Annotated in this window: 20 protein-coding genes; 12 read left to right on the top strand and 8 right to left on the bottom strand. The window is 71.7% G+C overall.

Translation table 11 applies throughout. The annotated features are described in order from the left end of the window. Positions 1-106 precede the first annotated feature (106 nt). The gene (locus ABZ371_RS02045; protein ID WP_358672649.1) at positions 107-628 is read right to left on the bottom strand and encodes a hypothetical protein; all 522 of its coding nucleotides are present in this window, start codon (positions 626-628) and stop codon (positions 107-109) included. Between the two features lie 107 nt (positions 629-735). Then, positions 736-1221, bottom strand: coding sequence for a peroxiredoxin (locus ABZ371_RS02040; protein ID WP_358672648.1), 486 nt, complete (start codon positions 1219-1221; stop codon positions 736-738). A 310-nt stretch (positions 1222-1531) separates the two neighbouring features. Here ABZ371_RS02040 and ABZ371_RS02035 point away from each other — a divergent pair, with 310 nt between their 5' ends. Further along, positions 1532-3238 (top strand): SpoIIE family protein phosphatase, encoded by a 1707-nt coding sequence (locus ABZ371_RS02035; RefSeq protein WP_358672647.1) that lies wholly within the window; start codon positions 1532-1534, stop codon positions 3236-3238. Positions 3239-3275: 37 nt separating this feature from the next. Further along, positions 3276-3677, top strand: a complete 402-nt coding sequence (locus ABZ371_RS02030; RefSeq protein ID WP_358672646.1) for a hypothetical protein — start codon at positions 3276-3278, stop codon at positions 3675-3677. A 95-nt stretch (positions 3678-3772) separates the two neighbouring features. On the opposite strand, the gene ABZ371_RS02025 is transcribed toward ABZ371_RS02030, so the two are convergent. Further along, a complete protein-coding gene (locus ABZ371_RS02025) occupies positions 3773-4621 on the bottom strand; it encodes a GNAT family N-acetyltransferase (protein WP_358672645.1) in 849 nt (282 codons plus the stop codon). A gap of 93 nt (positions 4622-4714) precedes the next feature. Beyond that, complete coding sequence (locus ABZ371_RS02020; RefSeq protein WP_358672644.1) at positions 4715-4933, bottom strand: hypothetical protein; 219 nt, start codon at positions 4931-4933, stop codon at positions 4715-4717. A gap of 509 nt (positions 4934-5442) precedes the next feature. Between ABZ371_RS02020 and ABZ371_RS02015 the strand changes: the two genes are divergently transcribed. The 4 genes from ABZ371_RS02015 to ABZ371_RS02000 all read left to right on the top strand — a co-directional run bounded on the left by ABZ371_RS02015 (position 5443) and on the right by ABZ371_RS02000 (position 8534). Next, positions 5443-5787 carry a MerR family transcriptional regulator gene (locus ABZ371_RS02015; RefSeq protein WP_358672643.1) on the top strand — a complete coding sequence of 115 codons (345 nt, stop codon included), beginning with the start codon at positions 5443-5445 and terminating at the stop codon, positions 5785-5787. 303 nt (positions 5788-6090) lie between these two features. After that, a complete protein-coding gene (locus ABZ371_RS02010; RefSeq protein WP_014155340.1) occupies positions 6091-6294 on the top strand; it encodes a cold-shock protein in 204 nt (67 codons plus the stop codon). A gap of 300 nt (positions 6295-6594) precedes the next feature. Then, positions 6595-8163, top strand: a complete 1569-nt coding sequence (locus tag ABZ371_RS02005) for a DEAD/DEAH box helicase (protein WP_358672642.1) — start codon at positions 6595-6597, stop codon at positions 8161-8163. 62 nt (positions 8164-8225) lie between these two features. After that, positions 8226-8534 carry an SCO5918 family protein gene (locus tag ABZ371_RS02000; protein WP_358672641.1) on the top strand — a complete coding sequence of 103 codons (309 nt, stop codon included), beginning with the start codon at positions 8226-8228 and terminating at the stop codon, positions 8532-8534. A gap of 122 nt (positions 8535-8656) precedes the next feature. Here the strand turns inward: ABZ371_RS02000 and ABZ371_RS01995 are convergent, their stop codons facing one another. Then, on the bottom strand, positions 8657-9565 hold the full coding sequence (locus ABZ371_RS01995; RefSeq protein ID WP_358672640.1) for a zinc-binding dehydrogenase: 909 nt from the start codon (positions 9563-9565) through the stop codon (positions 8657-8659). A gap of 340 nt (positions 9566-9905) precedes the next feature. Between ABZ371_RS01995 and ABZ371_RS01990 the strand changes: the two genes are divergently transcribed. Further along, the gene (locus tag ABZ371_RS01990) at positions 9906-10670 is read left to right on the top strand and encodes a glucose 1-dehydrogenase (RefSeq protein WP_358672639.1); all 765 of its coding nucleotides are present in this window, start codon (positions 9906-9908) and stop codon (positions 10668-10670) included. Positions 10671-10698: 28 nt separating this feature from the next. Here the strand turns inward: ABZ371_RS01990 and ABZ371_RS01985 are convergent, their stop codons facing one another. Continuing rightward, complete coding sequence (locus ABZ371_RS01985; protein WP_358672638.1) at positions 10699-11565, bottom strand: ScbA/BarX family gamma-butyrolactone biosynthesis protein; 867 nt, start codon at positions 11563-11565, stop codon at positions 10699-10701. A 156-nt stretch (positions 11566-11721) separates the two neighbouring features. On the opposite strand from ABZ371_RS01985, the gene ABZ371_RS01980 reads away from it, so the two are divergent. From ABZ371_RS01980 to ABZ371_RS01960, 5 genes are all read left to right on the top strand, one after another. After that, a complete protein-coding gene (locus ABZ371_RS01980; protein WP_358672637.1) occupies positions 11722-12369 on the top strand; it encodes a ScbR family autoregulator-binding transcription factor in 648 nt (215 codons plus the stop codon). Between the two features lie 127 nt (positions 12370-12496). After that, complete coding sequence (locus tag ABZ371_RS01975; RefSeq protein ID WP_358672636.1) at positions 12497-13231, top strand: peptidoglycan recognition protein; 735 nt, start codon at positions 12497-12499, stop codon at positions 13229-13231. 563 nt (positions 13232-13794) lie between these two features. After that, a complete protein-coding gene (locus ABZ371_RS01970) occupies positions 13795-14556 on the top strand; it encodes a transglycosylase family protein (protein ID WP_358672635.1) in 762 nt (253 codons plus the stop codon). Positions 14557-15680: 1124 nt separating this feature from the next. Next, positions 15681-16442: an HAD-IA family hydrolase gene (locus ABZ371_RS01965; protein WP_358672634.1), complete on the top strand. Its 762-nt coding sequence runs from the start codon at positions 15681-15683 to the stop codon at positions 16440-16442. Beyond that, positions 16442-18859, top strand: a complete 2418-nt coding sequence (locus tag ABZ371_RS01960; RefSeq protein ID WP_358672633.1) for a glycosyl hydrolase family 65 protein — start codon at positions 16442-16444, stop codon at positions 18857-18859. Before ABZ371_RS01965 ends, ABZ371_RS01960 begins: the two co-directional genes overlap by 1 nt. A gap of 136 nt (positions 18860-18995) precedes the next feature. Here the strand turns inward: ABZ371_RS01960 and ABZ371_RS01955 are convergent, their stop codons facing one another. Then, positions 18996-19703: a class E sortase gene (locus ABZ371_RS01955; RefSeq protein WP_358672632.1), complete on the bottom strand. Its 708-nt coding sequence runs from the start codon at positions 19701-19703 to the stop codon at positions 18996-18998. A gap of 107 nt (positions 19704-19810) precedes the next feature. Further along, the gene (locus ABZ371_RS01950) at positions 19811-21469 is read right to left on the bottom strand and encodes an ATP-binding cassette domain-containing protein (RefSeq protein ID WP_358672631.1); all 1659 of its coding nucleotides are present in this window, start codon (positions 21467-21469) and stop codon (positions 19811-19813) included. Positions 21470-21541: the final 72 nt, after the last annotated feature.

The raw sequence follows: 21541 nt of genomic DNA, 5'->3' as shown, positions 1-21541 counted from the left end.
GCGCTTCGGGCTGCGCGTGCTGACCAGGGCTGCGCGTGCTGACTCGGGTTGTGCGTGTTCTCGGGTCGTACGGAACGCGGACAGGCGTGCGGGCGGCGGTGGGCGGTCAGCGTTCGACGGGACGCACGGTGACCGAGGTCGTCGACAGGGTGGCCTCCACCCAGATCTCCGCGCCCCGCTCCACCGGCGCCGCGCTCTTGGCGGAGAACTTCACGGTCTGGCCCGCGAGCCGCAGCAGGACCTCGCCGTACCCCCCGGCCGGGATGGGCGTGACGACGGACCCGGAGGTGCCGACGAGGTCCTCCCCGCGCGGGGTGGCGGTGGTCTGGTCCCGCATCAGGGCCCTGCTGAACCTCCAGGTCAGCCAGGCCGCGGCAAGCCCCGCGACGGCGCCGGCCCCGATGGCCAGGGGCAGGCCCGCCCCCGTGGTGCCGAGGACGATGGCCCCGCCGAAACCGAGCATGGAGAGGAAGCCGGCGATGACCGGCAGGGAGAGCAGGCCGTCGAAGAAGCCGTTCAGCAGCCCGCCCAGCGCGTCACCGAAAAGCCCTTCGAGGAGCCCGTCGAAGATCAGGGAGAGGGTCAGGAGGGCGATTCCCCCCATGCCGAGGCCGAGAAGTACCGTCACGTGATCGCTCCCCCTGGCCTTGCGAATTCCCCCGAAATGATTCTGTCCGACCGGTCGCATGGTCCCATGGGCGGTCCGCGGCGGGTACTGCCGGAACCCGGCAGTCTTCAGGCGCCTTCGATGCCGGAAAGCTTCCCGGCGAGCGTGTCCAGCGACTGGAACGTGGCGCCCAGCAGCGCGACGTGCTTCCACCGCAGGATCCCGTCCGGACCGATCAGGAAGACGGAGCGCCGTACGCCGATCCCGGGCGCGGCGACGCCGTACGCCCGGGCGGTCTCCCTTCCCGTGTCGGCCAGGAGCGGCATGCGCAGTCCGTGGGAGCGGGCGAACGACTCGTGGCTGTCCACACCCTGTGGACTGATCGCCCAGACCTCGGCGTCGAGCCCCTCGAAGATGTCGAGTCCCGAGGAGTAGGAGCAGAGCTGCTTGGTGCATACGGCTGTGTTGTCGCCGGGGTAGAAGGCGAGGACGACGCTCCGTCCGCGTGCGCCGGTGAGCGCGTAGTCGCGGCGCTCGAAGGCAGCACCGTCCAGCGCGCCTCCGGGAAGCACGAACGCCGGTGCCACGTCGCCCGGTCGGGGTCCTGATGCCATGTCGGCCGCTCCTCCACGTGTACGCGGGTGGGTTCCCGCGTCACACAGTGAACGGCATCCGCCCCGTGCTCGAGTGCCCGGCCCGTCCGCCCGCCGGCACCGCGTACGGGGCGGGATGGGGAAACGGCCGGTGGCCCCGTGCCCGGGTGGGAGGCAGGCGACCTCGCGTGACGGTACCGGCGGCGGCCGGGGGCGCGTCGCTGAGATGCGGGGCGCATGACCGCGGCCGACGATGGGACGGAGAGCGGCCGGGTCGCCCCACGGGCCCGTCGCCCGCCGGTCGGAGCGCCACCGCGAACAGGAGGGCGCCTTGCACGCCGAAGAGGACAGCGGGGACGACCTGCCGCCGTTCGACCCAGCGGCGCTGGACGCCTATGTGGGCAGCAGCACGGCGGGGGTCGGTGTGCTCGACACGGAGTTGCGGTACCTCTACGTCAACCCGGCACTCGAACGGCTCAACGGAATCCCCGCCGCGGCTCATCTGGGACAGTACGTCCGCGACGTGCTGCCCGACCTCGACGCCCACGAGGACATGCTCCGGGCCGTGCTGAGGGACGGCCGCCCGCGCGAGGTCGTCTCCAGCGGGAAGACGTGGGCGTCGTCGACACCGGAGCGCCGGTACTGGCACGGGGCCTACCACCGCCTGGAGAAGAACGGCCGGATCCGGGGCGTCGTCGCGCTGGTCCTCGAGATCAGCCGGGCCCAGCACCAGCAGGAGGAACTGGAACGCGCCAGACGCCACCTGGCGCTCCTGGACACCGCGGCCGTCAGCATCGGCACGACCCTGGACGTGGACACCACCTGCAGGGAACTCGCCCAGTTCGTCGTGCCGGCGCTGGCGGACGTCGCCGTGGTGGAGATCTACCCGTCCGGGGTCGGCCACCCCGTCCGGCGTCCACCACCTGGCATCCTGCGTCTGAGACGGGCGGCACTCGCGGCGATTCCGGCACTCCACGACGTCGCGGACCGGTTCGGGCACCCGGGGGAGTACATCGACTACGAGGACGACGCGCCCGTACCGCGTTGCCTGGAGACGAACCAGCCGCGCGTCGAGGACCTGCGGAGCGACGAGCAGCCCGCCCGCTCCGATCTGACCAGGAGGCGGATCGACGACGCCCGGGCCATCGGTGTGCACTCGGCGGTGATCGTGCCGCTCACCGTGCGCGGGCGCCCGCTGGGAGCGCTGAGTCTCGCCCGGGCCTCCGGCTCACCCGCCTTCACCGAGGAGGACGTGCTCGTCGCACGCGAACTGGCGGGACGGGCGGCCGTCGACCTCGACCACGCCCGCCGCTACGGCCACGAACACACCATCGCCCGCGAGCTCCAGCTCTCGCTGCTCTCCGAGCCCAGGGGGCCGCAGCCGCACGTCGAGGTGGTGACCCGCTATCTGCCCGCCGACCAGGGCGCGCTGGTCGGGGGCGACTGGTTCGACGTGATCCCCCTGCCGGGCGGGCGCCACCTGAAGGCCATGGGGGACGTCATGGGCCACGGGGTGGAGGCGGCCGTCGCCATGAGCCACTACCGCTCACTGCTGCGCCTGCTGGCCGAGGACGACCAGCCGCCGCACCTCGTCCTGGAACGGCTCGACAAGGCGGTGGAACGCTCCGGGGTGGACCGGGCGGCGACCTGCCTGCTCGCCGTCGTCGACCGGTACAAGGGCATCTGCCAGGTCGCCAGCGCCGGTCACCTGCCGCCCGTCTTCATCGACCCGGGGGCGGACACGGCCCGCGTGGCCGAGATGCCGGTCGGCCCTCCACTCGGCATGGGGCTCGGTGCCTACACGACGACGACGGTGCCCTGCGGGCCGGGGACGGTGCTCCTGATGTACACCGACGGGCTGGTGGAGCGCCGGGGCGAGGACATCGACGTGTCCGTCGGACGGCTCGCGAGCCTCACCCTGCCGGTGAGCGGGCGGCTCGACGACCTGGTGGCCGAGGTCGTCGGCCGGTTCGGGGTGGACGCCGAGGACGACATCGCCGTACTCGCCTCCCGGACACGGCCCGGGAGAACCGCCTGAACGCTCGTTGTCAGTGGTGGCTGCGACGATCAGCGGTATGGAACCCCTGCTCGTCACCGACATCGAGGCCGCCGTCCGAAGCAGCTGGGGCGCGGACACGACCACGCCCGAGTACCGGTCGCGGTGGCACCCGGGCAACCCCGCCCGGGACCAGTGCGGAGTCACCGCCCTCGTGGTCAACGACCTGCTGGGCGGACAACTGATACGCGGCGAGGTGCGGGTCGGCGGTGAGCGCGTGGACTATCACTGGTGGAACCGGCTGGGGATGGGCATCGAGGTCGACCTGACACGCGAGCAGTTCGCGCCCCACGAGATCGTCTGCGGTGGTGTGGTCGTCGAGCGGCCGCCGCGGATCGTGCGGCTCCGCGAGGAGTACGAGCTCCTGCGCGACCGGGTGCTGGAGCGGCTGCGCGCGCCGGGTGCGGCCGGGCGCGGCTGACCGACCCGCCGGCCTGGACCGCGCCCTCGGACCGAGGGAGGAGGGTCACCGGGGCCGGACCGGAGGGCGAGGAGAGCCCGGGGTGGCGCCGTGGCTCAGCCGAGTTCGAGGCTGGTGATGCCGAAGATGCCCGCCCTGTCCATGTCCGGTACGGCATCCGTGTACATCCGCGCCGTGTCGAAGGACGGCGTGAGCCCGAGCTGCTCCGCGAGGTGGAGGGCGGTCGGATTGATGTCGGGGACGTCGATCGCGACGGCCGCCGCCGGGGCCGTGGCGGCGAGCGCGCTGACGAGGGAGGCGGCCACGTCGGGGCTCTCGGCGTGCACCGGCCCGATGCGCGAGGACTCCCTGCAGTCGCGCAGCACGGCGAAGCCGACGATCCCCCCGTCGCGGACGGCGGCGAGCGCGGTGCGCCGGGGCGCGGTGATCCAGGCTGCGAGGAAGCTGTCGCGCGCCTCGGGGAAGAAGCGCCGGTCGTACGCGGCGAGGAGGGCGAAGGGCAGGGACCGGGCGTCGGCGAGGGTGACGCCCGCGGGCGGTGAGATGCCGCTCTCCACGGGCCCTTCGTAGCGGGCGTTGCTCCAGGCGACGCGGAAGCCCGATCTGCGGTAGTTGTCCTGCTGGGCGGGTACACCGTCGAGCCCGACGGTGCGCCCGGGAAGCCGGGCCATCCCGGCCCGCCACGTCCTGATGCCGTACCCCTGGCCCCGCAGGGCGGGACGGGTCAGGTAGAAGCCCAGGAAGCCGAAGCGGGCGCCGTACCGCACGACCGAGACGGAGGTGACGGGCTCACCGTCGAGACGTCCGACGAGGAAGCCGTGCGGGTCGGCGGCGAAGAACGCCTGGCCGTCGGTGAGGCCGGGATTCCATCCCTCGGCGTGGGCCCAGTCCCCCAGCATGCTGATGTCGTCGGCGCTCGCGGCGGTGATCTCGAATGTCGGCACGGGGCGTTCTACCCGGTGCCGGACCGGTTCAATGCTCCCGGTCCGTCCGCCGGGCCGGCTCCGGGAGCCGCGGCCGGAGCAGCGTCCCGGGCTTCACCGACCGCCCCGGGCGGAGTGCCGGCGCAGCCGGCGCAGGGCGATCACGGCGGAGGTCACCAGAGGCAGCAGCCCCGCCACGGTGTCCGCGGTGCCCAGCCCGTCCCGGGTGCCCCTGGTCCGGCGCATCCTCCTGAGCGCGCGGGCCACGGCCAGGGCGCTGCCGCCCAGGCTGAGGATCAGTCCGGCCTTGGAGTTCTTCGGTGTCCTGGGCATCGGGGCGCCTCCCGGTCCGTGCGTACGCGACCCCTCCGTCCACGTAAGCGGGTGCCCGGCGGGACCGCAATCGGGGCTCTCGGGTGTCAGCGGCGTTTCCCCGGATGCGGCCCCCGCGGCCGCGCCGCCCCCGGTGAAGCGTGCCGCCCGGCCCACCCGTCCCGCTCACGCTGCGTGCACCCCGGGTGGCACGCGCGGTGCACGCGGTCGGCGAACGGGGCCACACATAGACGTAGCCCTTCACGACGGGGGATGCGTGAAGGGCTACGCGATGCAGTATGACCGTTCACCGGTGCGCCGACAACTGACCGGCCGGTCAGCCGTTTTGGGTCGACCAGCAGGTCGTGGGGGGCGTGACGCCCGCCACCCCGCAGGCGCACCCGGGTGCCGGCGCGAGGCGGGGGCCGCAAACCTGTTCCGGCGGCAATAGACATGACCTGACCGGACGCCTAGGGTTTCTTGTGTAATCAGGCCATACCGGTGGCCGGTGCGCAGCAGAAGAGGTGCAGATGCCCCCGGAAGTTCCCTCGCACACCACGGATCGTCTCGATGACGACGACTACCCCGCGTTCACCATGGGGCGAGCCGCGGAGATGATCGGCGCGACCCCGGGTTTCCTCCGGGCCATCGGTGAGGCCCGTCTCATCACGCCCTTGCGGTCCGAGGGCGGTCACCGCCGCTACTCGCGGTACCAGCTGCGCATCGCCGCACGTGCCCGCGAACTCGTCGACGGCGGCACGCCGATCGACGCCGCCTGCCGCATCGTGATCCTCGAGGACCAGCTCGAAGAGGCCCTGCGGCTCAACGAGCAGCTGCAGCGCCCGAAGGCAGGCCACACCAGCGCCGATTCCTGACCGCTGACGGCTGTATATCTGTTTCCGTGGGCACAGAATTGCGCGTAATGAGCGGTGAGAGTTTATACCGTGCGCGGTGGAGTGCCGCCTGAGTGATATGGCGTACAGCCCACCTGTGCCCGAATCGTGCTAGTGTCGAGATCAGTTGCAGTTGTGGTTCCCAAAACTTCAAGTGCTCTCGCCGGTTCGTTCCGGTGGGTGCACTTTTGTATTTCCGGTCTCTTCCGGACGGGGCAATCATTTGCGGCGACGTAGGGCCCACACGGTGTGGGCCCACGGGCAACGCCCCGAAGGAGATATGACATGGCTACTGGCACCGTGAAGTGGTTCAACTCGGAAAAGGGCTTCGGCTTCATCGAGCAGGAGGGTGGCGGCGCTGACGTCTTCGCCCACTACTCGAACATCGCCGCCCAGGGCTTCCGCGAGCTGCAGGAAGGCCAGAAGGTGAACTTCGACGTCACGCAGGGCCAGAAGGGCCCGCAGGCCGAGAACATCACCCCCGCCTGATCACCGTCAGGCGTACGGCGTAGCTGGGGCCCGCACCTTGGGGTGCGGGCCCCAGCTCGTTGCGTTTCCCCGACCACGGCCACGAGCGCGGGACCGGTAGACAATGCCCGGTGAGCGCCGGCCGTGTCGGTGCAGTGAATTGCAGTCATCCTGAAGCACCGTAACCGGCCGGTCACCCGGCGGACGGGCTTCGTCTTCGTTTTTTCACCCGGCTCGTTCTTGCGATTCTTGGCGCCGTACATGGCTGCAGCCGCCCGGAAAGAATCCCTCGATACGTGCCATTCGAGGGAAGGTTCTCCATTGAACCGCGATCGCACAGCTCGCACGAACGACCGATTTTCCCGGACCCGCTCCGGCGGAGCCTCCGGTAGCCGCACGGCCAACGGATTCCGCTCGCAGGGAGCCGGCCGACCGGGCGCCCCTGGTGCCCAGGGCCGCACCGGCGGCGGACCCAGGCGCTCCGGCGGCTACGGCCGCCGCTCCTCGGCAGTCTCGGGCGAATTCGCCCTGCCGGTGACCATCACCCCGGCGCTCCCCGCGGTCGAGACCTTCGGTGACCTCGACATGCCGGCGCCGCTGCTGGCGGCCCTGACCTCCGAGGGCATGACGGTGCCGTTCCCCATCCAGGCGGCCACCCTCCCGAACTCGCTCGCCGGGCGTGACGTCCTGGGCCGCGGCCGCACCGGATCGGGCAAGACGCTCGCCTTCGGGCTGGCCCTGCTGGCCCGCACCGCGGGCAACCGCGCCGATGCTCGGCGTCCCCTAGCCCTGGTGCTCGTACCCACGCGCGAGCTCGCCCAGCAGGTGACGGACGCCCTGACCCCGTACGCCCGCTCCCTGAAGCTCCGGCTGGCCACCGTCGTCGGTGGCATGTCGATCGGACGCCAGGCCAGCGCGCTGCGCGGCGGCGCGGAGGTCGTGGTCGCCACGCCGGGACGTCTCAAGGACCTCATCGAGCGTGGTGACTGCCGGCTCGACCGCGTCGCCATCACCGTCCTCGACGAGGCCGACCAGATGGCCGACATGGGCTTCATGCCCCAGGTGACCGAGCTGCTGGACCAGGTCAACGCCGAGGGGCAGCGCATGCTGTTCTCGGCCACGCTGGACCGCAACGTCGACCTCCTCGTCCGTCGCTACCTGCACGACCCGGTCGTGCACTCGGTCGACCCGGCCGCCGGTGCGGTGACGACCATGGAGCACCACGTGCTCTACGTCCAGGGCGCCGACAAGTACGCCACCACCACGGAGATCGCGGCGCGCGAGGGCCGGGTCATCATGTTCCTGGACACCAAGCACGCCGTGGACAAGCTCACCGACCACCTGCTGAACAGCGGTGTGCGTGCGGCGGCGCTGCACGGAGGCAAGTCGCAGCCCCAGCGCACCCGCACTCTGGACCGGTTCAAGACCGGGCACGTCACGGTGCTGGTCGCCACGAACGTCGCCGCCCGCGGCATCCACGTCGACAACCTCGACCTCGTCGTCAACGTGGACCCGCCGAGCGACCACAAGGACTACCTGCACCGAGGCGGACGTACCGCCCGCGCCGGGGAGTCCGGCAGTGTCGTCACGCTGGTGCTGCCCAACCAGCGCCGTGAGATGACCCGCCTCATGGCCGACGCCGGGATCACGCCCCAGATCGCGCAGGTCCGCTCCGGCGAGGCCGAGCTCAGCCGTATCACCGGGGCGCAGGCGCCCTCCGGTGTGCCCGTCGTCATCTCCGCCCCGGCGACGGAGCGCGGGAAGAGCAGCTCCGGCCCCCGCGGCCGACGCGGTGCGCGTCCCGGACAGGGCCGCCGCTCCAACGCCGGCACGCCGACCCCCGAGGCGCGCGCCGCCGCCGTGCAGCGCCGGTCCAACCGGGCCGCGTAGTCACCGGGCCGCCCTCTGCGGCGGGCCCCGTCCGGCTTTCTCTACGACCTTGTTGAGGCACCATGCGCTGTGTCATCGCCCGCTTCCCCTTCGATCTCTTCAAGAACGAGGTGGAGGATTCGATGAAGGGCATCAAGCCCGAACCCGTCACCGGCGACGCTGTGGTCATCAGCCGCCGTGTCTACCCGGTCAAGCAGGTGGGCGAGGTGATCACCCGGCAGGACCGGCGTGACTTCAGCGCCGCCGAGGTGACCCGGGCGCTGACGCGTCTCGGTTTCACCTGCCGGCCCGCGGAGGCACCCGCCCCGGCGGTGCCCCCGACCCCGCTGGAGACCGCGTCGGCCCTCCTCGGCACCCCCGGGGCCGTCTGAGCGCCCGTCCGGCGTACGACCCCGCACCCCCGCGCCCGTCAGGGCCGGGGGTGCGGTGCGTCCGGGGGTTGGGGGCGCTGTGCGTCCGGGCCCGCACCGCCGGGGGTGCGGTGCGGCAGCGCTCAGGGGCGCAGGACGACCTTGCCGACCGTGCGGCGTGCCAGCAGGTCCTCATGGGCTCGACCGGCGTCGGCGAGAGGGTACTCGCCGCCGGTCACGGGCCTCAGCCTGCCCGCGGTGACCAGGCCGAAGAGCTCCCTCAGGGGCCCGTCCACGGCGCCGGGCAGAGCCAGGGTGGGGCGTAGCCAGAACCCGACGACCGAGGCGTTGAGACGGCCGAGCCGGGCCGGGTCGACGGGCGTGAAGCCGGTGCGGGAGGCGTTGCCGTAGGTCACGAGCCGCCCGAGGGAGGCCAGGGAACCGAGCGCCTGGTCGAAGAGTTCGCCCCCCACGGCGTCCAGGATGACGTCCGCCTTCTCCTGGAGGGGGTAGGTCACCACCGCGTCCGCGCCGAGGTCCAGGACGAGACGCTCCTTGGCGGGGGAGGACACCTGCGCCAGGACGCTGCCCGCCCCGAACTCCCCGGCCAGCTGGACCGCCAGGCTGCCGACCCCGCCGGCCGCGGAGTGCACGACGACGCGCTCGCCCGCACGCAGCCGTGCGGACGTGCGCAGCAGGTGCCAGGCCGTCAGTCCCTGCATCATGAGAGCCAGTGCCTCGGCCGCGCCGAGGTCCTCGGGGACGTCCAGGAGGGCGGACTCCTTGGCCACCACCTGCTCCGCGTACCCGTGCGACACCCGGGCGAGGACCCTTCTGCCGTCGGGGGTACGGCCCACGACCTCGCTCCCCGGGACGTACGGGAGGGAGTCCTCGCCCAGGTAGGACCCGTCCACCTGGTGGGTGTCCGCGAAGTTCACCCCCGCGGCCTCGACGGTGAGCAGCACCTCGCCCGGGCCTGGCACGGGCGGGGGCAGCCGCACGGGACGCAGGGCTTCGGGACCGCCGAAGTGGTCGAACTGGATGGCGAGCATGCCGCACGGTACCGCGCGGTGCGCGGGCCACGGTCCGGCCGCCGGGGACCCGTGGAGGGAAGCGATCGGACGAAGCCCCCGCAAAACAGTACAAATGGTCGGTTCTGGGGTCGAGATCGAGTCCCCGTCCGTGAACACCAAACGCCGTCGCTGCCCCTTCCGGCCCTTCCGCCTCTTCCGCCCCTTCCGTAGGGCCGGGAGTGACCGGGGCGAGCTACGGATGCCGGCACCGGTCGGCAGGGTTGTCGACGGACCTGCTGAAGAGGACGGCGGCGGGGGTTGTCCACAGGCGTTGTCCACAGGCGTGGTCGCCGTCGAACTCACCTGCGAGACTGCGCCCATGAGCGATCTTCTGAACGGCAAGGTCGTCCTGGTCACCGGGGCGAGCAGTGGTATCGGCGCGGCTGCGGCACGCGTGTTCGCGAGGGAAGGCGCGACGGTGGTTCTCGCGGCGCGAAGGGAGGAGCGCCTGGCCGCCCTGGTGGGTGAGTTGAGGGACGAAGGCGCGGAAGCGTCGTACGTCGTCTGCGACGTCACGGTGGCCGAGGACACGGCCAGGGCGGTCCGGTTCACGGTGGACACCTACGGCCGCCTCGACGCGGCCTTCAACAACGCGGGACTCGGCGGCGACCGCACTCCCCTGCACCTCATGGGGGACGACGTCTACGACGCGGTCATGGACACGAACGTCCGCGGGGTGTGGAACTGCCTCCGGCACGAGATAGCGGCGATGGTGGCGAACGGCGCGGGCGGCGCCATCGTGAACACCACCAGTGTGGGCGGGCTGGTCGCCATCCCCGCCGCCGCCCCCTACATAGCGGCCAAGCACGCGGTGGTCGGTCTCACCCGGGCCGCGGCGGACGAATACGCCAAGCAGGGCATCAGGGTCAACGCGGTGGCTCCGGGCACCACGCGCAGTGAGATCACCGCCGACTGGTTCGGTCGCAATCCGGGGCTGGAGGACATGGTCAACAGCATGACACCGCAGGGCCGTACGGCAGAGCCGGAGGAGATAGCGGCGGCCGCCGCCTGGCTGCTCAGCGACCGTTGCCCGTTCCTCACCGGCACGGTCCTGCCGGTGGACGGCGGCTTCGTCAACCAGTGAGCCGGTTATCCGGGTCGCCCTGCCCGGCTCAGCCGCACGGTCCGCTCAACCGGCCCCGGAAGACGGTGTTCCCGTCCTGTGTCCCTGTGACCACCACCGAGGTCTCACCGGGGCCGGCGGCGGGCACCACCTCCGCCTCGATCCAGCAGGGGCGGTCGAACTCGGTGTACCTGTCGAAGGTGGTGGCGACCGAGGTCGCCTCGAGCGTGGCCGGGTACAGGGTGGCGTGCGCGGCCTGGAAGGCGGCTTCCATCAGGACCAGCCCGGGGACGTGGTCGACGGGATGGTCGAACAGCAGGGTGTTGTCCACGTCGTTGCGCAACTGCCAGTGCCGCGGGTGGTCGCCCGGGGCCAGCACCACGTCGGCACGCGTGGTGCGGCCGACCGCGCGGGGAGCGACGGGCTCGGGGAGCGGCCACGAGTTCCACCGGGCCGCGAGGCGGTCACCGCGCAGCCGGCGGTACGCGGCCGGTGATATCCAACCGAACTGGCAGTCCGCCCGGGCCACGGTGACGCCGTCGTGGAGAACCCTGATGTCCATACCGAGGGAACTCACGGCCCGGCCGCGTTTCTTCGGCTCGGCGAGGGAGATCCTCACCGTGAGGGGGCAGGATGAGGTTGCGGCGGTTGTGCGGAAACCGGGAGCGACGTCGAAGTCGAAGGAGTCGAGCAGGGTGTGATGCGACAGCGGGACCCCGTACTCGGCGTGCGCGATGGCGAGTCCGCTCTGCCGGATGGTCTGGATGAGGATGCGGGGGTCGTACGGCAGCCCGGCCGGCGGCGCCGGCCAGAGGGCGGTGAGTGAGAACTGGCCATCTTCCGGACGGTCCCATCCGGTGATCAGCACCGCGTCGGCACGTCTGAGGTGGACGTATTCCTTGGGGACGCTGCCCATGCTCCCTGCCCCGACGGGGGATGCGGGCGGGACAACTGGTACGTCGGGCACGGTCCCCCCGGACATGACGCAAAATGGGCAGTGTGGCGCTGATACGGTACCGGTTCACCGGTATTTTTTTGAAGCAGTGTTATACGAGGCCCAGAGGAGCGCGAGTTGGCACGACAGCAACGGGCGATCCGGACGCGCAGAATCTTCCTCGAAGCCGCTGCGGAGGTCTTCGACGAGCACGGTTACGACGCCGCCACCATCGCCGCGATTCTCGACCGCGCCGGTCTCACGAGGGGGGCGCTCTACTTCCACTTCACGTCGAAGGAGGAGCTCGCCCGTGGTGTCCTCCAGGAGGCGGTGACCGCCGACGGGGTCACGCCGCAGACGTTCAAACTGCAGGAATGGGTGGACATGGCCCTCCTGCTGGCCTACCGGCTGCCCAGGGAGCCCCTGCTCAGCGCCTCGATACGCCTGTCGGTCGACCCGAGGGCGCGCAGTCTGTTCGGCACCCGCTGGCCTGACTGGATAGTCATAGGCGCCGAACTCCTCACCGAGGCGAAGGAGCGCGGCGAGCTGCTTCCCCACGTCGATCCGGTCGCCACCTCGCGACTCGTGGTCGGCGCCTGGACCGGAGTCCAGCTGGTGACGGAGTCGATGGCCGAGCCGCCGGACCTCGTCACGGAGATCTCGGCCCTGTTCGAGCTGATCCTGCCGAACACCACAGTGCCGGGAGTGCTGGCCCGGCTGGACACCTCCCCGCACCGAGCCGAACGCATCATGGAACAGAACCGGACAGCCGCCGCCGCGTCCTGACGCGGCCTGCCTACCCGGCTCACCGGCCCGCTCCGAGGCCTCCCGTCCGCTCGGACGCGGTGCCCACGCGTCACTCCAATGGGCGACCCTGCCTGCGTCATGGCAGGTCAGAGGGCATGGTTGCTCCATGTGGCTTCGCCGAACAGCCCTGGGCGTCATGGTCGTGCCGCTGACCCTTCTGGTCTTCCGGGACGCGCCGGTGCGCTTCATCGCATCTGACCGGACCACCGGGAAGCCGGAGGCGGCGAGCGCCGCCCCGCGCCCCCCGATCGTCGGCCGGGGCGCCTGGCACGCGGACGAGAAGCTGGTCAAGGAGCAGGCGACCTACGCGGGGGTCGTGAAGGTCGTCTTCGTGCACCACACCGGCCACACGAACGGTTACGACTGCGCCGACGCCCCGAAGATGCTGCGGGCGATGGAGGAGCAGCACGTCAGGGGCGAAGGGTGGGACGACATCGGCTACAACTTCGTCGTGGACCGCTGCGGGACCATATACGAGGGCCGGGCGGGTGGGGTCGGCCGTACCGTGCGCGGAGCCCACGCCACCGGATTCAACGCGCACAGTGTGGGGATCGCGGCCTTGGGCACGTTCGGTCCCGGGGTGCCGGTGCCGAAGGCGCTCATCGACGGGATCGCGAAGGTGGGCGCGTGGAAGCTGCGGGGGGACATCGACCCCCGGGGCACCGTACGGATGGTCTCGACGAACGACGAGAGTCTGTACCGGCGGGGCGAGGAGGTTCGCCTCAACGTCGTGTCGGGCCACCGGGACACCTTTCGGACCAAGTGCCCGGGTGACGCGCTGTACGCGCAACTGCCTGCCATCCGAAAGGAGATGGCGAGGCTGCGGACGGATCGCACCTGACCCGTCGGTCACCTCTGTCCCGCCGGTCACCTCTGACCTTTTTCCCACGTGCTGCGTGGCCTGCCGGGCGTCGGGCCGGGTGCGACCGGGTGGGGCCGGGGCCGGCCGAGTGGGACCCGGGTGGGGCGGGGGCGGCCCGAAACTCCGTGGACGCCGACGGCCTCGTGAAGCTTTCCAGGGTCGTGGCGGTGCCGCCGGAGGGACAAATCCTCGGTCGGGCGTCCGGGAGGAACTTCCCGGCAGTCTCGGCCAGGTCCTCCCTCCTGGCCGGTGACCCCCTGCCTGCCGCCGCGGGCGAGTCTGCGGTCGGTGAAGTGGGCGGTACAGGCGTTCAGTTGGCAGCCAACGCCTACCCGTGCGTCGCGTCCGGGCAGGGGTGCGCGGTGACGCCGATCCGTGGCCGGACCGGCGGTGTGAGCGTTGCCGAAGCAGCGTCGAGAGGGAGCCTCCACCCGGGTGAATATGCGGGTTTCGAGCGCGTCACAATCCAATAAGCAGCTTATCGGCGGCTTATCTGTTCGTGCCCTTGCACACCTTTCGGAGCACAGCGGAGGAATACCGTCATGCCGGCATCACCCCTCGCCAAGCGGCCCGTCGAATCGGCGCTCGCCTTTCTGCTCGTCCTCCTGAGCGTGCTGGGCCTCGCAGGCCGCAGTGCCGCCGACGCCCCGGCGCAGGCCGCACCCGCTCAGGCCGCACCCGCCCAGGTCGTCATCGCGCCCACCGTCGTGGCCGGTACCGACTGGGACCGCATCGCCGCGTGCGAGAGCAGCGGCCGCTGGAACACCAACACCGGTAACGGTTACCACGGCGGCCTCCAGTTCTCCCCTTCCACCTGGAGGGCCTACGGAGGCGAGCGGTACGCCCCGCGCGCCGACCTCGCCACCCGGTCCGAGCAGATCGCCGTCGGTGAGCGCGTGGCCCGGGGCCAGGGACTCTCCGCGTGGCCCACGTGCGGGCGCCTCGGAGCGAACGGCACGTCGGGATCGCGGAGTGACGCCACGACGACCTCTGAGCGTAAGTCGAGTGATCGTCCGAGCAGCCCGCAGAGCAGCGGGCGGACGTCGGACAGCGGTACGCAGAGCAGCGCAGGCAGCACGTCGGGCCAGGCATCCGAAGCCGCAACGGCGACCGACTCCGCCGACTCCAGTGCACTCGCCGGTCAGGACACCTACGTCGTCGAGCCGGGTGACTGCCTGTCGGCGATCGCCGACCGTGCCGACGTACCCGGTGGCTGGCAGGCGCTGTACGAGCGGAACCGTGCGGTCCTCGACGAGGGGCCGCATCGCATCTACCCCGGACAGCGGCTCACCCTGGCAGCCTGAACCACACGCGACCCGTCACCACCGGCCACCCGAAGCTCGCACCCGCTGCACATGGCCACCGGTATCACCCGACGCAGCGCGACACCGCCTCGTCTGCAACTCGTGGTCGGAGCGGCACCACCCGATCCACCGAGTACTACCTGATCCACCGAGTACTACCTGATCCACCGAATGCAGGCCATCCACCGAGTGTCATCTGAGCCGATTCACCGAGTGCCACGCCATCCACCGAGTGCCACCCGGTCCACCCTGCGCCACATGTCCCGGATGCGGGACGCCCCATCGGTCCGACAGCATCCGTGGAAAACGCACGTCAGAGGGAGTCGCCATGACCGTGGACAGCGTCGATCGCGCAGACCCCGCAGTGACAACCGGATCTCGTGCCGTGCCGAGGTGTGGTGGGGGCCAGGTCGCCGGTGATCACGCCGGCGCCGTGCTCCCGTGCGAGTGTGGGCAGCGTTCCGGAGCCCCGTCGTCAGCGGGAACGCACACCGGAGATACCCATGAGAAAGCCGAAGATACCCATGAGAACACCGGCCATATCCATGAGAGCGAAGATCGGCCATGCGAAAACCGGCGCAGGGGGAACCGACGCAGTGGTCGACGCCGATGCCGTGACACACCAGGGCGTTCCACGGAACCGGCTGGGGTCGCACGGCGGCTTCGCCACCAAGGCACACGTTCCGGCTGCCTCCGGCTCTGACGACGCTCGGACGGATCCAGGCTCTCGTTCCGGTTCCGGTCCCCGCCGTGAGCGCGCCTCGGCTCCGTGAGCTGAGCGGTGCCGGACTAGCGGTCCGCGCTCCGTCCCTGGTCGACGGTGCTGTCGACATACGAGGGGCATTCCGGATTACCGCACGGCCCGGGACCCCAGTGAGGGACGAAGATGCCGAAGGACTTGTAACGCACCGGCACGGTCGCGACCGTGCGCTCGCAGACGGGACACGCGTACTCGGCCCGCCGCCTCTGTCGTAGCTCGGTTGTGGCCATACCTTCACGGTAGTTCCACTGTCCGCCAAACGACACTTTTCCGACTTTTTACCACCTTGCTGACAAGGGGCGCCCGCAGCGGATACCTGGTGCCATGGAACGGGGGACCGCCTCGACGAAGGGACGACCCGGTCATGGCAGCCGCGCCGTCGTTGGCCGCAGCCCTGCGCTCCATGCACGCCGTCGTCTTCGACACGGACGGTGTGATCACGGATTCCGCGCCCGTGCACGCCGCCGCCTGGAAGGAGGCCTTCGACGCCTGCCTGGCGGACCACCCGGGCCAGCGGCCCTTCGACGCCGTGGAGGACTACCGCGCACACGTCGACGGCAAGGCACGCAAGGACGGGGCGGCGGCGTTCCTCGCGTCCAGGGGGATCGATCTCCCCGAAGGGGACCCGGACGACCCACCCGGCACCACGACCGTCCGGGCGGTGGCCGCCCGTAAGGACGCCGCGTTCACGCGGCGCCTGCGCGCCCACCCGGTCGCCGTCTGGCCGGGGACCGCACGCCTTCTGCGGGTGCTGCGGGACGAGCGGATCCCGTGCGCCGCCGCATCGGCCTCCCGGCACGCGACCGAGTTGCTGGCGGGAGTCGGGCTGCTGGATCTGTTCGTGGCCGTGGTCGACGGCAACGAGGCACGCCGGCTGGGGCTGCCCGGCAAACCGGACCCCGCCCTGTTCCTGATGGCGGCACGCCGGCTGGGGACCCCGGTGGAGGAGACCGCCGTCGTGGAGGACGCGCTCGCCGGGGTGGAGGCGGGCCGGCGTGGCGGCTTCGGCCTGGTCGTCGGGGTCGACCGGACGAGCAGTCCCGAGGGCGCCGCGGGGCTGCGCGGCCACGGGGCCGACCTGGTGGTGCTCGACCCCGGGGATCTCCTGATCGCGGAGGAGGGCTGATGGCGCGGGCCTGGACCTGGTCGTACGAGAGATACGAACCGGAGAAGGAGCGTCTGCGCGAGGCACTCTGCACCCTGGGCAACGGCTACTTCGCCACCAGGGGAGCCGCGCCGGAGACCTCAGCGGGGGAGTTCCACTACCCGGGGACGTACGTGGCGGGCTGCTACAACCGTCTGACGTCCTCCGTGCAGGGGCGGCAGGTCGAGAACGAGGACGTCGTCAACCTCCCCGACTGGCTGCCGCTGCGCTACCGCCTGCACCCGGCGGGCACCGGCCGGCCCGGCCCGTGGCTCTCGCCCGACGATCCCTCCCTCGTCGCCCACCACCAGTCGCTCGACCTGCGCGGCGGCACACTGACCCGCCGGTCCGTGTACGAGGACGGGGCGGGCCGGCGCCTGACGGTGGAGCAGAGCCGCCTGGTGCACATGGGCGACCCCCACCTCGCCGCGCTGCACACGAGGTTCACGGCCGAGGGCTGGGAGGGGGAACTCGAGGTGGAGTCGGGCATCGACGGTGACGTCCGCAACAGCGGTGTCGCACGCTACCGGGAGCTGGCGAACCTGCATCTGGCCGGCTGGGAGACCGGGATCGAGCCCGGCTCCTCGGTGTGGCTGCGGTGCCGCACGGTCGAGTCGGACATCGGCGTGGCCCTGGCCGCCCGTACCGTGGCGGCCGCACTCCCGAAGAAGAGCGGCGGCCGCTACCGGGCCGAGCCCCGGCAGCTGGCGCGCGCGGTCCAGCAGACTTTCCGCCTGCCGATGGCACCGGACGTGACGATCGCCGTGGACAAGACGGTGGCGCTGTACACGTCCCGCGACCCGGCGATCGGCAGCCCGCTGCGGGCCGCCGTCTCCGCGGTCCGCCGCGCCCCGGCGTACAGCCGGCTCCTGGCCTCCCACCGCCGGGCCTGGGCGGATCTGTGGCAGCGGGTCAAGCTCGACGTGCCCGGCGAACCGGGCCGCATCCTGCGCCTGCACCTGTTCCACGTGCTGCAGACGCTCTCCCCGCACACCGCGGAACTCGACGTCGGGGTACCGGCCAGGGGCCTGCACGGTGAGGCCTACCGGGGTCACGTCTTCTGGGACGAGCTGTTCGTCCTGCCGTTCCTGAACCTGCACCTGCCGGAGGTCTCCCGGGGCCTGCTCGACTACCGCCACCGCAGACTGCCGGCAGCCTGCCGGGCCGCGCAGGAGGCGGGTAAGGCGGGGGCGATGTATCCGTGGCAGAGCGCCGACGAGGGGCGCGAGGAGACCCAGGTGGTCCACCTCAACCCGCGGTCGGGCCGCTGGCTGCCCGACCGGTCGCGGCTGCAGCACCATGTCGGTTCGGCCGTCGCCTACAACGTGTGGCAGTACTGCCAGGCCTCCGGGGACACGGAGTACCTGTACTCCAAGGGTGCCGAGATGCTCCTGCAGATCGCCCGGTTCTGGGCGGAGAGCGCCACCTGGGACCCGGCCCTGGAGCGCTACCGGATCCGGCACGTCATGGGGCCCGACGAGTACCACGACGGGTACCCGGACTCCGACGCCGTGGGTCTCGACGACAACACGTACACCAACGTGACGGCGGCGTGGGTGCTGACCAGGGCGATCGAGCTGTGCCGTGTGCTGCCCGCGAGCAGGTGCAGGCAACTGCTGGAGGAGATCCGGCTCGATCCCGCCGAGCTGTCCCGGTGGGAGGACGTCTCCCGCCGGCTGTACGTGCCCTGCCACCGGGGCGTCATCAGTCAGTTCGCGGGCTACGGCGACCTCGCCGAGCTCGACTGGGCCGGTCTCCGGGCCCGGCACGGCAACATCCGGCGGCTGGACCGCATCCTGGAGGCGGAGGGCGACACCGTCAACCGGTACCAGGCGTCCAAGCAGGCCGACGTGCTGATGCTCGGCTACCTCTTCTCGCCCCATGAACTCGCCGCCCTGTTCCGGCAGCTCGGCCACGAGCTCGACGACGACACGTGGCGGGCCACCACCGACTACTACCTCGCCCGCACGAGCCACGGCTCCACCCTGAGCTCCCTCGTCCACGCCTGGGTCCTGGCCCGGGCGCGGCACGCCGACGCGTGGAAGTACTGCGAGGAGGCACTCACCGGGGACGTGGCCGACCTCCAGGGCGGTACGACGGAGGAGGGCGTCCACCTCGGCGCGATGGCGGGCACGCTCGACTTCGTGCAGCGGGGGATGACCGGCCTGGAGACACGTGACGACGCGCTGTGGCTCTCCCCGGCCACGCTGCCCCAGCTCTCCAAGTTCGGGATGCGGCTCCGCTTCCGCCGCCACTGGGACGTGGACCTGCGCCTGCGAGCCGAGCGCGTCAGGGTCGCCGTCCCGGACAACGGCAAGCCCGGGGTGCGGGTCGTGCTCGACGGGCGCACCTACGTCGTCCCGAGCGCCACGGCCCGGTGGCTGGACCTGCCCTCCTGACGGACGACCTCGCCGCCCCGCCCCGCACGGCCTCGGTGACGGACGCCTCGCAGACGGACGGCCACGTGGGCTCACCACGGACGGCCGCGTGGGCTCACCGTGCCCCGGCCTCCGGGTCAGGCCGGTCGGCCCCGGGTCAGGCCGGCCGTGTCGCGACCAGGACGCCGATCTTGTCGATGCGGTGCTCCGGGTTGTGGTGCGCGTCGCGCCAGGTGTTGCCGGCCGCGTCGTCCTCCGGGGTCGCGCAGGTGGACAAGGTGATCATCGCCCGGACCGGCTTCCCGCCCGGCGCACCCGGAACCTCCGCGCGCTGCTCGGCGAGGGAGCGCGCCGACCGGAAGGAAGTCTCCCGGGTCCCGGTGATCCGGTACTCGTACACCGTGCCCTGCGACGTGACGAGGACCGGGTCCCCCTCCTTCAGCGACGGCAGGTCACGGAAGGGGCCGCCTGCGGAGAGCCGGTGAGCGGTCACGAGGTGGTTGCCGACCTCACCGGGCCCCACACCGCCGTGTTCCCCGTACGGGCTCGCGGCCAGCCCCCGGTCCTGGAGGCGCGTCCCCGGCCCGTCGTCGGTGGTGCCCTCGTAGGGGACGACCCGCAGGCCGGACAGGCCGATGGCCGGGACGGCGAGCGAGGCGGTCGCGGTGCGCGGGTCGGTCCTGTCGGACGGGGCCGGAGCGCTCAGCGTCCCGGCAGGGGGCCCCGCCGGGGCACTGACGCCGGCGGCGGGCAGCACGTCCGGGGCTGCCGCCGACGCCGTCGAGCAACCTGCTCCGAAGGCGATGACGGCGGCTCCGCCCGCGAGTACGCGGACCGCGTTCCTGCTTCCGTGTCGACGCCGCATGGCAGCTTCCGGATCAGTAGTCGGGTCCCGGTGCGGGCCTGCGCACCCTTGTCGGGCGGTCGCGCGGGCCGTGCGGCCCGCTCTTCCAGTACACCACCGGCCTCCCCTCACCCGCTCGCCCCGAGCATGTCCCGCACCTCCTCGGCGCTCGTCTCGGTGAGACCGTCGCCGACGAGGAGCCAGCGGGTGATGCCGACCGATTCCAGGAAGGCCAGGTCGTGCCCGGCGATCAGGAGCGCACCCTCGTAGGCGTCGAGCGCGCTCGTCAGCTGCCGCACGCTCGCCATGTCCAGGTTGTTGGTCGGCTCGTCCAGGATCAGCAGCTGCGGGGCGGGCGCGGCGAGCATCGTCGCCGCGAGAGCGGCACGGAAGCGCTCCCCGCCCGACAGGGTGCCGGCCGGCTGCTCGGCGCGAGCCCCCTTGAACAGGAAGCGGGCGAGCTGGGAGCGGATGTGGTTGTCGGTGACCCCGGGCGCGATGCGGGCCACGTTCGCCGCCACGCTCAGCTCCTCGTCCAGCACGTCCAGGCGCTGTGGAAGGAAGCGCAGCGGCACGAAGGTCTCCGCCTCCCCGGCGAGCGGCGCGAGCTCGCCCGTCAGCGTGCGCAGCAGCGTCGTCTTGCCGGCGCCGTTGCGCCCGATCAGCGCGATGCGTTCCGGCCCGCGCACGTCGAACTCCCCGTCCCGCAGCAGACCGAACCGCGGTCGCAGCCCCCGCACCCTCAGCACGGTGCGCCCGGCGGGTACCGCGGTGGCGGGGAGTTCGACCCGGATCTCCGCGTCGTCACGGATCGCCTCGGCCGCGTCGTCGAGGCGCTCGCGGGCCTCCTGGAGCCGGTCCTCGTGCAGGCCGCGCAGCTTGCCCGCCGACTCCTGCGACGACCTCTTGTGTTCGCCCGCGACGATCCGCGGGGCGCGCCGCTGGGCGTCCATCTTCCTGTTGTGCCGTTGGCGGCGTGCCACCTTGGTCAGGGACTCCTCCAGCTCGCGCTTCTGCCTGCGGACGTCCGACTCGGCGGCCCGCAGCATGCGTCCGGCGGCCTCCTGCTGGGTGGCCAGCGCCTCCTGGTACGCGGACCAGCCACCGCCGTACCAGCTCACCGACCCGGTGCGCAGTTCGGCGATCCGGTCGACCCGCTCCAGCAGGTCGCGGTCGTGGCTGACCACGACGAGTACGCCGGAGCGCCAGCTTTCGACGGCCTCGTAGAGGCGGCGGCGCGCGAACACGTCGAGGTTGTTGGTCGGCTCGTCGAGCAGGAGCACGTCGGGGCGTTCCAGGAGCAGGGCCGCCAGGCGCAGCAGGACGGTCTCGCCGCCGGACAGTTGCCCGACGGTACGGTCCAGTCCGACGGAGCCGAGCCCGAGGGAGCCGAGTGTCGCCAGGGCCCGCTCCTCGACGTCCCAGTCGTCGCCGACGGTCTCGAAGTGCCTCTCGGAGACGTCCCCCGACTCGATGGCGCGCAGCGCCGCTCTCCGCTCGCCGATGCCGAGGGCCGCCTCGACGCTCATGGCCGTGTCCAGGGTGAGGTTCTGGGGCAGGTAGGCGAGGGTGCCGCCTACCGTGACCGAGCCCTGGGAGGGCCGGAGCCGTCCGGCGAGCAGGCGCAGCAGAGTCGACTTGCCCGAGCCGTTGGCGCCGACGAGGCCGGTGCGCCCGCGGCCGATGCCGAGCGAGAGCCCGTCGAACACTTCCGTGCCGTCCGGCCACCGGAAGGAGAGGGAGGAGCAGGTCAGCGAAGCCGTGGTGGGTGTCGGGGGCTGGGGCATGGTGGTCCTCGCAGTCGCAAGCGTGTGGGGCAGGGGCTTCGTATGCGAGCACCACGCGGCGACCCGGGCCGG

It is taken from the genome of Streptomyces sp. NPDC005899, from assembly GCF_040629645.1.
In the GTDB taxonomy this organism is placed as follows: domain Bacteria; phylum Actinomycetota; class Actinomycetes; order Streptomycetales; family Streptomycetaceae; genus Streptomyces.
This window is presented reverse-complemented; position numbering and strand designations above follow the sequence as displayed.

Bases quoted from the DNA above. Each gene is read 5' to 3' on its own strand.
- ABZ371_RS02040 (WP_358672648.1), bottom strand. From the start codon at position 1,221: ATGGCATCAGGACCCCGACCGGGCGACGTGGCACCGGCGTTCGTGCTT.
- ABZ371_RS02030 (WP_358672646.1), top strand. From the start codon at position 3,276: ATGGAACCCCTGCTCGTCACCGACATCGAGGCCGCCGTCCGAAGCAGC.
- ABZ371_RS02020 (WP_358672644.1), bottom strand. From the start codon at position 4,933: ATGCCCAGGACACCGAAGAACTCCAAGGCCGGACTGATCCTCAGCCTG.
- ABZ371_RS02015 (WP_358672643.1), top strand. From the start codon at position 5,443: ATGCCCCCGGAAGTTCCCTCGCACACCACGGATCGTCTCGATGACGAC.
- ABZ371_RS02010 (WP_014155340.1), top strand. From the start codon at position 6,091: ATGGCTACTGGCACCGTGAAGTGGTTCAACTCGGAAAAGGGCTTCGGC.
- ABZ371_RS02000 (WP_358672641.1), top strand. From the start codon at position 8,226: ATGCGCTGTGTCATCGCCCGCTTCCCCTTCGATCTCTTCAAGAACGAG.
- ABZ371_RS01995 (WP_358672640.1), bottom strand. From the start codon at position 9,565: ATGCTCGCCATCCAGTTCGACCACTTCGGCGGTCCCGAAGCCCTGCGT.
- ABZ371_RS01990 (WP_358672639.1), top strand. From the start codon at position 9,906: ATGAGCGATCTTCTGAACGGCAAGGTCGTCCTGGTCACCGGGGCGAGC.
- ABZ371_RS01985 (WP_358672638.1), bottom strand. From the start codon at position 11,565: ATGGGCAGCGTCCCCAAGGAATACGTCCACCTCAGACGTGCCGACGCG.
- ABZ371_RS01975 (WP_358672636.1), top strand. From the start codon at position 12,497: ATGTGGCTTCGCCGAACAGCCCTGGGCGTCATGGTCGTGCCGCTGACC.
- ABZ371_RS01970 (WP_358672635.1), top strand. From the start codon at position 13,795: ATGCCGGCATCACCCCTCGCCAAGCGGCCCGTCGAATCGGCGCTCGCC.
- ABZ371_RS01965 (WP_358672634.1), top strand. From the start codon at position 15,681: ATGGCAGCCGCGCCGTCGTTGGCCGCAGCCCTGCGCTCCATGCACGCC.
- ABZ371_RS01960 (WP_358672633.1), top strand. From the start codon at position 16,442: ATGGCGCGGGCCTGGACCTGGTCGTACGAGAGATACGAACCGGAGAAG.
- ABZ371_RS01955 (WP_358672632.1), bottom strand. From the start codon at position 19,703: ATGCGGCGTCGACACGGAAGCAGGAACGCGGTCCGCGTACTCGCGGGC.
- ABZ371_RS01950 (WP_358672631.1), bottom strand. From the start codon at position 21,469: ATGCCCCAGCCCCCGACACCCACCACGGCTTCGCTGACCTGCTCCTCC.